This window comes from Sphingobacterium sp. MAE (assembly GCF_056711605.1).
Genome location: NZ_CM160044.1, coordinates 2862881 through 2874974, shown reverse-complemented (window position 1 = coordinate 2874974; position 12094 = coordinate 2862881). Strand labels below are relative to the sequence as shown.

At 35.4% G+C, this 12094-nt stretch carries 8 protein-coding genes; 4 read left to right on the top strand and 4 right to left on the bottom strand.

What is annotated here, in order from left to right:
* Positions 1-88 precede the first annotated feature (88 nt).
* Positions 89-928 (top strand): zinc ribbon domain-containing protein, encoded by an 840-nt coding sequence (locus AC06G9_RS12255; protein ID WP_480956324.1) that lies wholly within the window; start codon positions 89-91, stop codon positions 926-928.
* Positions 929-1064: 136 nt separating this feature from the next.
* Positions 1065-4865 (top strand): hypothetical protein, encoded by a 3801-nt coding sequence (locus AC06G9_RS12250; protein ID WP_480956323.1) that lies wholly within the window; start codon positions 1065-1067, stop codon positions 4863-4865.
* Positions 4866-4973: 108 nt separating this feature from the next.
* On the opposite strand, the gene AC06G9_RS12245 is transcribed toward AC06G9_RS12250, so the two are convergent.
* The 4 genes from AC06G9_RS12245 to AC06G9_RS12230 are packed head-to-tail and all read right to left on the bottom strand — an operon-like array spanning position 4974 to position 7369.
* Positions 4974-5192: a hypothetical protein gene (locus AC06G9_RS12245; protein ID WP_480956322.1), complete on the bottom strand. Its 219-nt coding sequence runs from the start codon at positions 5190-5192 to the stop codon at positions 4974-4976.
* A 49-nt stretch (positions 5193-5241) separates the two neighbouring features.
* Positions 5242-5565, bottom strand: a complete 324-nt coding sequence (locus AC06G9_RS12240) for a DUF7677 family protein (protein WP_480956321.1) — start codon at positions 5563-5565, stop codon at positions 5242-5244.
* A gap of 13 nt (positions 5566-5578) precedes the next feature.
* Positions 5579-6796 carry a hypothetical protein gene (locus AC06G9_RS12235; protein WP_480956320.1) on the bottom strand — a complete coding sequence of 406 codons (1218 nt, stop codon included), beginning with the start codon at positions 6794-6796 and terminating at the stop codon, positions 5579-5581.
* A gap of 30 nt (positions 6797-6826) precedes the next feature.
* The gene (locus AC06G9_RS12230) at positions 6827-7369 is read right to left on the bottom strand and encodes a hypothetical protein (RefSeq protein ID WP_480956319.1); all 543 of its coding nucleotides are present in this window, start codon (positions 7367-7369) and stop codon (positions 6827-6829) included.
* Between the two features lie 679 nt (positions 7370-8048).
* On the opposite strand from AC06G9_RS12230, the gene AC06G9_RS12225 reads away from it, so the two are divergent.
* Complete coding sequence (locus AC06G9_RS12225) at positions 8049-8609, top strand: hypothetical protein (protein ID WP_480956318.1); 561 nt, start codon at positions 8049-8051, stop codon at positions 8607-8609.
* Between the two features lie 133 nt (positions 8610-8742).
* Positions 8743-12087: a SusC/RagA family TonB-linked outer membrane protein gene (locus AC06G9_RS12220; protein ID WP_480956317.1), complete on the top strand. Its 3345-nt coding sequence runs from the start codon at positions 8743-8745 to the stop codon at positions 12085-12087.
* Positions 12088-12094: the final 7 nt, after the last annotated feature.

Sequence of the window (12094 nt, the reverse complement as noted above, 5' to 3'; positions counted from 1 at the left end):
ATAGTAGTACTGTACTATATAATAGAAAAAATAATCTTGTTAATTAAATAAGTATTAAGGATATTTGGACTTAACCAAATATTAATTTATGTTAGGATTCGATAAACTTCCAGATAATACAAGTAAAATTTATCTAGCTCTTAGTGTGATTGCCTTTTATTTCCTAGTTACGGCGTATAAAATTGAGCAAGATAAACTAGATACGAGTCTTATTGAATATTCTAAAGTTAGCAATGAGCAAAATAGTGGCGCTATTGAAGCTTCTGATAAATTGATAAGATTAGTAAGAACTTCAGAATACATCTCTAAAAAGTATAATGTTACTAATCCAGTATCTTGGACAGATTCTACAGCATCTTTGGAGATAAGAAGTGACACAAGTAAAAATTACTCAGTCGCCGTCGACATTATATTACCCATTTATTTGGATTATACTTCTTCATATCTTAAAAATAAGATTCATAGAATCATATTGAAAGGTGAAGATAAGAAACTAAATTTATCCAAGTCATATTTTAAAGAAAAGGCTATATTCTATGGCGTTTTGACATTATTGGCACTATTTATTTTTCTGAGTTCTGTCAATTCTTTGCGGAAAAAAGAAGATGAATTAGAGTCCCTAGAGTCGTTTAAAAGATTTATGGAAAAATATAGTTTACGTGAAAAAGGAAAACTAAAGGAGACTTGCCAATCTTGTGGTCGTATTTTTGATTCCATCGTAACTGTATCCAAAAATTCGGATGGAACTTTTAATTATTCATTTTGTTCCGAATGTTTTTATTATGGGAATTTTGTCATGAACTATGATGACGTAACCTTACTTTTGATGAGTAATGATGTAATTCCAGCTGAGAAGAAGCAATTATATCTGGATCAAATAAATAAATTGGATAGATGGAAAAAGAATCGATATGCTGAACCTAAATGAAAATGTGTCTTAGTAGTATGTTGAAAATTTGTAGAATTTAATTTTTTTAATAAAGTTGATTTTAGACATAATCTATTGCTACTAACTCTAGAGCGGTTTAGATTATATTTTGTAAATTAGAGCTTGACCTATTAACATGAGATTTATAAATACAAACGATATTGAAGCATGGGCTAATTTAGTAGAATGTAAATATCATCTTCCGCATCTCGTCCGAAAGCTAATTTTAGCTACTACTGATAATTTAGCTATAAAGAATTTAAATTTTCCATATGGAGAAGATGTTCAGACGGGAGGGTATGATGGGGAATTATCTTCTGATGCGGAAAATATGTTTGTTCCCTTAGGCGAAAGTGTCTGGGAGTTTGGCACAACCAACAATAAAAAAGGAAAAGCTGATGAAGATTATAGTAAAAGAAAACTAGATCCATTGGATAAAATCCCCGATGAAACTACATATATAAATATAAATGCAAAGAAGTATCGTGACAAAGGGAAATGGGCAAAGGAAAAGAATAAAGAGGGATTTTGGAAAGATGTCAGATATATTGATGCCATAGATATAGAGCAGTGGTTGGAATTGGCACCCTCAGTTGAATTGTGGCTTGCTGAAATATTGAAAAAACCTACCTTGGGAATATATACGCCTGATGCATACTGGAAAATTTGGAGTGAAGGTGCAACATTCAAAATTGTTCCTGATATTTTATTGGGTGAGAGTAGAAAAGATCAAATTGAAAATGTAAAAACATTTTTTAAAAGCACTGATTCCAAACTTTATATAAAATCAATAACAACAGATGAGGCAGTAGCATTTCCGCTTGCAATTCTGATGCTGACTGATGAGATTTCAAGAGAAAATGTAGTTGTTATAGACAATATTGAATCGTTTAATAGATTTTCAAAGGCGAGCCAACCATTAATAATTATTGCAAAGTTCAAAATAGAAAATATTGACCTGCGGGAAGCTATGCAGAGTGGACACAAAATTATTATACCGATAAGTCTTGCAGAGGAAGCACATTCAACTAAAATTATAGAATTGCCGATTGTTTCTAGGATTTCATTTGAAGATAGTTTAGAAAAAATGGGCATTGACAGTGAGAAGGCGAGATTGCTAACCAGTAACTCTGGACGTAATATTTCTGTATTGAAACGCATTTTAGGAATAGATTTAGATACGAAACCTCAGTATTTAGATAGTGTTGATATTAGAGATCTCATTCCAATTCTTTTAATAAATAGATTCGATGAAAATTATGCTGAAGACAAAGCAATAATTGAAAAATTATCTGGAAACTCTTCTGAAGAGTATATACAGTTTTTAAGAATTTTATATACTTTAGAAGATGCTCCAATATACTATATAAATGGGACTTGGAGATTGGTATCGCCAAATGATTCATGGTTGTATTTGGCGAAATATATTACTAAAGCGGATTTAGAAAAATACAGCGCAATATGTTTGGAGGTTTTAGCTGAGATTTCTTATAAATATACAGTCCCATTAGAAAAAAGGGGTAACATATATTCTACTAAAGAAAATAGACCTAAATATTCGAACACATTAAAAGAGGGATTATGTGAATCTCTATTGGCAATTTCTGTATTTGGAAATGATTACGGATTAAATTGTATAGCAAACTCATCACTATTTGTAGATCGGATTGTAGAAGATATTCTTCAGAAAGATCTGTTAATTTGGAGGTCATTGTCCGGCAAATTAACATTATTAGCAGAAGCATCTCCAAACATCTTTTTAAATAATTTAGAGCGAATAATTATAGATAAATCTGTAACTGGATTTTTCGAATTAGAAAAAAGCTTCCACAGTAATTCTAACGATTTGCCTGATATATTGTTTTGTCTAGATATAATTGCATGGTTTCCTGAATGTATCATGCGTGTTTCTAAAGTTCTTTGTGAACTGGTTATATTATCGCCAGATAGGTTGCCGACTACAAATACACCATTTAATAATCTTAAAAATATATTTAGAATCTGGTATCCACAAACTAACACGAATGTAGAGGATAGGCAAAAATTATTAAGAATTCTTTTAACAAAATATCCAGATATACTTTATTCGCTCTTATATAATCTTATAGGGCCTTTGAATGATACGGCATTCAATACACCAAGGCCTAAATGGAGATTGTTTTCAAAATTAAGAAAAATACAAGTATCCAGAAATGAATTTTATTACATGATGGGATTTTGTTTTGACCTTATATTGGAAATTTCCAAAAATAATTTGAATAGAATTTTGGGACTTATTGAATTATTGGATGATATTTATTGGGACAAGATTGATGAAACGCTATCCGTTATAGAAACAATATTGGGTTTCAGTGAAGATGATAGAAATAAAGTATTTCATGCTTTTAGAAAAATCCTGAGCAAGCATAGGAGTTATCCGTCAGCAGATTGGAGACTACCTACTGAAATATTGGATAGGATTGAAAAAACAGCTTTCAATTTTGTTTCTGATAATCATTTATTAAATGATATTTATCTTTTTGAAGAACATTATCCTGATTTTATTGAAGGAAGGGATGATACTGATTTTGATGAAATTGATAAGAAAATATTATCCAAAAGGCTCAAGTTTATTGACCAGATTATAAATGAATTTGGTATCAGCAAAATATTCGAATTAGCGCAGCAGATTGATCATCCTTCCTTGTATGGGAATATTCTGGCTCAGTCAACCAATTTAAAAGATAAGGATAAATTAGAAATTTATAAACTAATTGAATCTGAAGATAAATATTTATTAGGTTTAGTAGGCGAGTTTATAAGTATTTCCGAGTTAAAAACAAATCTAAGGACACAAATAGATATATTGGATAGTTTAATAGTCTCTGATCTTAGCAATAATGGTATAGTAAATTTTCTTTCATCTTTAAAGAATAGTATCACATTATTTAAATATGTAACTAAGTTAAAAAATAAGGAAGTTGAGCAGTTATTTTGGACAAATAAAAGAGGTTTTTTATTTTCAGCAGATAAAAAGGAACTTTTTTACGCATTAAAAAAATTATTGAAATACAAAAAATCAATAGTATATCTAAATACATTATCATGGGCCTGTTATCAACATAAGTTAACCCTTACTTCCGAAGAAGTTCTTAATGCTTTGGAGCAAGTTCCGCTATTTGGTTTCGAAGATGATACAAGATTTGATCATAATCATTTTAATAGACTTTTAGATTTTCTCTATTCAAGAAGTGACTATGATATTCCAAGAGCTTCAAATATAGAAATGAAATTTATGTTTGTATTTTCTAGTTCCAGTTCATATTCTCCAAAACCTAAGAACCTATATAAATTAATGTCAGAAAGAGCTGCCGAATATTTTGGACTGTTAAAGCAAGTCTATTTACCAGAGAATGTGGAGGAAAGACAATTGGTTGTACAGTTTTATAATGATAATCCAAATGGTATGGATATGCTTCGAGCTGGCTGGAATATTCTAGGCTCATTTAATGAAATTCCTTCTTTAAAAGACGATGGAACCATAGATAACGAAATTCTTAGAAAATGGATTTTTGAAGTAAGGCAACTTGCTAAGGAAAATGATAGAACAAAAGTTACTGACGATTGCTTGGGGCAATTATTAGCTAAATATCCAATAAATTTAAAGAATGGGAAAGGTTTTCCCATTGAAATATATGATGTAATAGAAGATATCGGTACGGAAGAGATTTTAGAAGCTTTTAAGACCCAAATATTCAATAACTTAGGAGCAACAAGTCGAGGTGCTTTTGATGGAGGTAGGATCGAAAGGTATCGTGCAAAATTTTTCGATAAGTTATTTGAGGAAACCAAAATTACCCATCCATCGATAGCGGGAATTTTTAGAATGTTGGGAGATAATTATATAATGGAGGCAAAGTGGGAAGATGAAAATGCATTATTGAGAAGTTTCGAATAAAATTGTTTCAATGACTTTTGTATATTTTAAAACTTGATTAAAAAAATATACAAAAGTCTAATTACCACTATCTCTTAATTTTCACAAAACTCAAATATTGACTTGCTTTTAATTGAGACCAACTTTAAATGTATTACTGTTTGTATAGAAGATATCAATATGATTTTCAGGATGAGAATGCTCTTCCTTCGGGAGTATTACTCTTTCTGTCTCATTGATATGGTTGATATACTTTATTTCTTGATCTACTGTTAATATCTCATCGTTACTTGCGCTGCTTTCAGAATCTACAAAGAAATGGCAATGAGGTGTTTCAAGCTCTTTCAAAGATCCAAAAGAGCTGAAATACCGTTAAACTCTTGTTATGGGCAAATTTTTAGTAGAGTTCTACTTCCCAATTTTCAAATTCCGGTTCAACTTGATAAGTATCGTTGTCTTCTCTACAGACAAACCTTATCCATTGAGCGGCTCTTTTCATTGCATGATTAAAATTTAACACTTTTCCAGATTCATCCATTTTTATATTATTTGCAAAAATTGCAAAAGCTTGCTCAACCAAACTTGCTTCATTTTTTAAATCTTCTCTGTAATTTATATTTTTCAATAATTCATTGTCATCTATAACATATTGCAAACTTCCATTTGTGTAATAATAAACAAAGTGTCTTAATGCACTTTTAAAATCGTTAGATAATTCCATGAAAACTTAATTATTATTGTGAATTTAACACTATCAGCCCTATACATTCCTCTCTGATAGCCCATAGTTCGTCAATAGAGTAGGGGATTTTGTTATCTTCAATCCATTGAGCGAGGTATCCTCGATGAAACTGTACTTTGAAATCGGTTATTTGATCTGCTTGTATTTGGATTTCTTTTAGTATATCCAGCTCAAATTTAGTTTCGTTTATCCCTATTCCTGTAAAATCCATAATGTAGTTAGATACACGTAAATAGTTATGAGCTTCCGGAATATATGGCAAATTATGCTCTTTCATTATATCTTTAATAGCTGGCGTATTATTACCATCCATTTTGAATAATCCCAGTATGAGTTTTAGCTCATGTTTTCCATTTTCATCAGCCAATCTCTTCAATAACGCATGCTTTGTACTGCAAGTACCACATAGGTCTTTAAATAGCGCTAATTCATTTTCTTTATCTTGATTGCGACGATATGCGAGACTACTAACCCAGTTACATGCTTTTTGAAATGTGTTGATACCTGAGCTTAAGAATGTTTTGGAAATCAAGCCATTTGACGATAAGATTTCGAAATCAAAGGGTTTAAAATACAACCGTCTTGAGAACAGATTCGTCCTCCGATCGAATAAGATAGGTTCACCAGATTTTTTATTAAGATAGTAACGGATATTTTTGATCAGATATCGTGGATGAAATTCCGGACCAAACTCTACAGACTCTCTATACTTGTTTAATATATCTAATGCAGTTCTTGCAGAATTGAAATACCCTTCAGCTACTAATTTCTTGAAATATTCCTGCACATCATCATAAGTGCTGAGGAAAGATGAGGTCGGTAATTCAATTTCTTTATCTTCCTCAATAATTTTCAGAGCTCTAAGTCGTTTAATTTCATCGTTTGCAATGACAATTTCCCACTGCATTTTCTTCCGTTCAACTATACTGAAAGTGACATCTAACTTGTAATAATCTATTGGATTGCAGGGAGGATTGTATGGTTCAAGATTAAATACCTTCGCCAAAACTAGACTATCTTCTGCATCTATTAAAGTTTTTTTTAACGGATTTTCGGCATCACGGATTAAGAAATTATGTTTACCAATCATAAATGAACATTCGAAAGCAGAATATCCTTTCTCAGTTCTGATTTTATGAAAAAACATTACCTTATCAAATGAAAATGCAGGAAAGGTAGTATAAACGATTTTTTTTCTCTTTGCAGCCATAATTAATCGATAAACTAAGATAATAATTTCTTATGGTCTTTTGAAAAGAGCTTCGTCGTCACTCTTCCTTAATAAATTTCCTTTTTTAACCGTAGCTTCAATGATTGCTGTAAAATCTTTTGCTTCCCAGTTCTTTTCAGCTTTTGATCCACAATGATGAGCAATTTCTTTCGCAGAATGCCATTCATCAAAAAAGGAGTCTTTTTCCTCAACTAATAATAAGTAAAGAACACCAGTTTGTTTGAGTTCTGTTGGTTTAATTTTAATAACGATTTTCTCAACCATTTTTTCCTCAAAATCTTTTGGAGGATAGAAATCATTAATATCGTACGACGTGTTTAAGTTTTTTTCTTTAGACTTAATTGTAAATGCTTTAGCAAGTTTGTTTAAATGCTCGTCGTGATATTTGGCAGGATTCAAGTTACTTTCTATCGCTCCTAAAATATTTCCATCATCACTGAGTTCTAAAATTTTTTGAATATCTCTAGTAGTTAGATCAAGGGAGATTCTAATTACTTTGATTTTATTAATAATGTACAGTGCTATTGAGCTAATTAAAACTGGTTTTTTCACAATAGCAATTTCGGGGCTTAATTGATTATAAAATGTATTAGATAAAATTTGTATTTCATTAATAATCTGATTATATTTGAATTGTAAATGATTTTATAATTATTTATGGCATTGAATTAAAAGAGTCTCGACTACATACTCTGACAATTAATCATGACGAGACGGTAGATTTAATGCCCAAGTAGATATTTTATGTACCTTTGGTGCATGCTATAGCTCTTGGGCTTCTATCGTGTATCGTTTCGTGAGGGGTCAGAGCCTTGTAGTGCGATGGATAGGGCCCAAAGTTATAGTTCCTTTTCATTTCGTGACTCTCAAATTATAACCATCAATTTGTGAGTATGTATCAAAAAAAACAAACCACCAAAAACATCATCAAGCCGGCAGGTTGATCTGCTGCGCCAAGTCACTATGTTGACTATCCATTCAAAATGCAATCACGAAGCCCAGTTTTGACCTTGATGAACCCATAACATTGCATTTTTCCAGTTTATTTTTGAACCATTTGACGGTTGAAGAGGATGCTTATTGCCTGAATTTTAGCTCCTGATTCAGCTTCAATGTAAACCATTAAACAATGCAAAAAACTTGTGTTAGGGAGAGCTATGTGCTGTCCCCAGGGAGAGAACTGTCTTCGTTTTTTAGCGAAAATCGTGTTCCAATAACCAAAGAACCAATTATGACAACACTAATACCAAAACAGAAATCTAAAAAGCCTACACCTGTCAGGTCCAGAAGTCGCGTACCTCATGTACCTGTATCTATTGTAGTGCAAAGACCAGAGGAGCTATACTATTCGATACTGGTTCCCGCAGTGGAAAAGACCGATCCCTATATCACTATAGTGAGTGATGTGCGCAAAGATGTACTTCGGATCACGATGGTCTGCATGTCGATCTATGAAGCCTACTTATTTGCCTTGGGGCTGCCATCCAACTTTCCAAAAGAACAGATTATCGTGTTTGGACAAGACCGAGCCAGATATATCCCTTGCCGATCTTGTGAGTACGGAGAAAAGCTGATCTACCATTATGAGCTCACCGTACCTACCGATACCGCCATTGAAGAGTATCAGCAACGGATCTGTAACGATCTCAATGATCATTTTCAATTGGATGTCAAAGTGGAGCAGCTGTCCATTGTCACAGATAGCCGACCGATCACTACTGAAAATGGCGAGTCGGTAGAACTGATCTGGGAAGATCAGACCACCGTGATTATGAGAAAAAATAGAAATTAACCTTAGAAAAGGATGAGTAGAGTTTCGGTGTTTATAAGTCCCGATTCTGCCGAGGGCATCAAGCGACTTTAGGATCAAGTCCCCCTCGGTAAGAAAAGGGTATCGAAGCATTATACCCAAAAAATTAACAACAATGAATACAGATGACCTATATAGAATAAAGCTTTGGAGCGATCTCCAAAAGCTATTTAAATCCAAGGGGGAAAATATATTGCTTATCGGCAATATGTTATTATTCACCCTGATGTGCAACGCTTTTATGGTAAGTACTTACGCTCAGACGCCCCGCAAGGACAGCGGGGTGAATGGGCGTTCAGAATTGACAGGGCAGGTGGTGTCGTCTATAGACGGTGCAGCCATGCAGGGTGTTTCCATCCGGATCGATGCCGAAAATCTGCAGATCAAAACTTCAAAAGACGGCACTTTTAATCTGTTGGTCAACAATGGAAAAGGTAAAGTCAAGTTCTCCTACGTCGGCTTCAAGAGTCAAGAAATCTATTATACCACAGGAGTATCGTTAATGGTTAAATTGATACCTGAAGATAACAAACTTGAAGAAGTGGAAGTGGTATCGACCGGATACCAGAAAATTCCCAAAGAACGGGCTACTGGCTCTTTTGAGTTTGTCGACAATAAGCTCTTCAATCGTAAGGTGTCGACAGACTTTGTGAGTAGGCTGGAGGATGTGGTACCCGGGATCTCGGCATTGAAGAACAATACCAATCGCGGCAGTTTACTCAATATTAATGTCCGCGGTATCAGTACCATGAATTCGGAAAGATGGCCTTTGATTGTACTCGACGGTGTGCCTTATGATAGCCGAGGTGGCGATTATGGGAAAGGTACTTTTAATAACGTCAATCCCAACGATATCGAAAGTGTCACGGTACTGAAAGATGCCGCAGCTTCTTCCATATGGGGAGCGCAGTCCGGCAATGGCGTTATTGTGATTACGACCAAACGGGGGAAATTTAACAACCCGACTTCACTTTCTTTTAATTCCAATATCAGTATCAAAGCCAAGCCCGATCTGTATTATTATCCGCAGATGAAGTCCTCCGATTATATCGATCTGCAACAGGATCTATTTGAACAGGGTCGATACAACGGCCAGTTTAATGAGTGGTACTACAATCCGGAGCCAGCCCTTTGGTTAATGGAAAACAAACGGACGGGGAAAATATCGGAAGATGAATTTAATAAAGCCATCGGAGAGATGCGCAGTACGGATATGAGGGACGACTTCTTAAAATACATCTACCGCAGATCGGTCAATCAACAATATAACCTACAGTTGCAGTCTGGAGGTGAGAAGATCAATACCATATTTTCTGTTGGTTATGATAAGAATCTCAATGAAGTCGTGACTTCTTCCTATCAACGTCTGAACCTAAAGTCCAATACCCAGTTACGCCCCGTCAAGAATATGCTGGTGGATATCGGGATGATGTATACGGAATCCAAGACCAGAGAAAGCTTGTTTCCAGTTCAATATAACCTTCTGGGCAGCGGTCCGGACATGTACCCCTACATGAAGCTGGCGGATCGGAATGGAAATCCGTTGGTGGTGGATATATCCAGTTTCAATCCCGTCTATCAGGATACCGTGGCAGGTGGGCGCTTGCTCGATTGGTCGTACAGGCCTTTGAAAGAGCTTTATGATACCAAAGAAACGCAAAAAGTACAGGAGTTTTTTTCCAATATCAATACCAGTTATTCGTTTGATTTTGGTTTGAAATTAAACCTGTTGTATGCTTATCAGCGATCGATTATTCCTATTGAACAGTGGCAGGGTATCGGATCCTATTTCCAGCGGGATGAGATCAATGGACTGGCTAGCTATACCGATGAGGCCGTGACCTGGAATCTACCTGTCGGTGATTATTTGGGCATTAGCAATTGGAACAATGTTGCTCATCAGGGCCGTATGACAGCAGATTACAATCGCAAATGGTTGGATAAGCATGAACTGTCTTTTCTATTAGGATCTGAGATCAGGATGAGCGATAAAAAACTGAATTTTACGCAGTATCATGGTTTTGATCCGCAGACCGGTGCGTTTAAACCTGTCGCCTATGGGGTGGAATTTCCTTTTATAAATGGATCATTCGGAACTAAAACTATTGTTGACCGTTCACGTTATGAAGATCTGCGAAATAATTTCATTTCCTACTTTGCAAATGCTGCCTACACGTATAACAGCCGCTATCTGTTGAGCGGTAGCTTTCGTAAAGATGCCTCCAATCTATTTGGCGTAAAAAGTAATGATCGTGGACAGCCTTTTTGGTCAGTAGGGGCCGCATGGATTGCTTCCAATGAAGCTTTTCTAAAGGATAGTCCGTTCAGTTTTCTGAAATTGCGGGCGACCTACGGTTATAATGGCAATGTGAATAATATGGTGTCGGCTTATCCGATCATGTCCATAGAAAGTCAGGTTCATTTCGTCAACAATCAGCAATTTGGAATGATCATGAGACCTCCTAATCCCAAATTACGATGGGAACGTGTGGGGATCAAGAATCTCGGATTGGACTTTGCACTAAAAAACAGCGGACTATCGGGGAGTGTCGAATACTATGAAAAGAATGCGAAAGACTTGATTGCCTCCGATAGAATTGACCCGAGTACAGGATTTTCAACTATGATGGTAAACAGTGCGAATCTAAAAACCAAGGGTTGGGATATTTCTTTAAATGCACTGCCTGTGCAGTCTAAAAATTGGGTATGGGGCAGTAATGTGGTCTTTAGTTATATGCGCACCAAGGTGTTAAAAGCTTTTGTGCAGAATGAAATCGGACAGGATTACATTGCCGGTGGGTTGACCAGTAATCGGAATACACCATTTGTGGGCATGGATCTCTTTGGTCTTCTAGCTTATAAATGGGCTGGTTTGGATCCGGAGACAGGTGAACCACGCGCTTATCTGCATGGTGAAATTTCGAAAGACTATAGTGCGATCACCAACTTGAAAGCGACCGAGCTCGAATATATGGGCTCTACAGTTCCCTTATATACCGGCAGCTGGCGTAATAGTGTGCGCTATAAAGCCGTGGAACTCTCCTGGAATATTGCCTACCAGCTGGGACATAAATTTCTGCGCAATTCTTTTAGTAACAATAGCTTCCTGAGTGACAATATCGGGCATAAAGACTATGCACTGCGTTGGCAAAAACCGGGTGACGAACAGATCACGGATGTTCCGGCATTTAGCTATCCAAATAACTCCAATGCCAGTAGGGTATATATGGGCTCTACGGCCTTGGTGGAAGATGGCGGTCAGATCAAGTTGCGCGATATTCAGTTAACAGTCAATCTACCTTTTACTGCTATTTTTAAACTTAAAAACTGTAAGCTCTATGGCTATGTGCAAAATGTGGGAACGATATGGCGCGCCAATAAATGGGGTATCGATAGCGAGTATGGAGCAGGTATTCCCGATCCTTTGATGACCTCCCTTGGATTCAGTTTTAACCTTTAATCTACTT

What these genes read in the sequence shown, in the direction of transcription:
- AC06G9_RS12255 (WP_480956324.1), top strand. Translation starts at nt 89, where the DNA reads ATGTTAGGATTCGATAAACTTCCAGATAATACAAGTAAAATTTATCTA.
- AC06G9_RS12250 (WP_480956323.1), top strand. Translation starts at nt 1,065, where the DNA reads ATGAGATTTATAAATACAAACGATATTGAAGCATGGGCTAATTTAGTA.
- AC06G9_RS12240 (WP_480956321.1), bottom strand. Translation starts at nt 5,565, where the DNA reads ATGGAATTATCTAACGATTTTAAAAGTGCATTAAGACACTTTGTTTAT.
- AC06G9_RS12235 (WP_480956320.1), bottom strand. Translation starts at nt 6,796, where the DNA reads ATGGCTGCAAAGAGAAAAAAAATCGTTTATACTACCTTTCCTGCATTT.
- AC06G9_RS12225 (WP_480956318.1), top strand. Translation starts at nt 8,049, where the DNA reads ATGACAACACTAATACCAAAACAGAAATCTAAAAAGCCTACACCTGTC.
- AC06G9_RS12220 (WP_480956317.1), top strand. Translation starts at nt 8,743, where the DNA reads ATGAATACAGATGACCTATATAGAATAAAGCTTTGGAGCGATCTCCAA.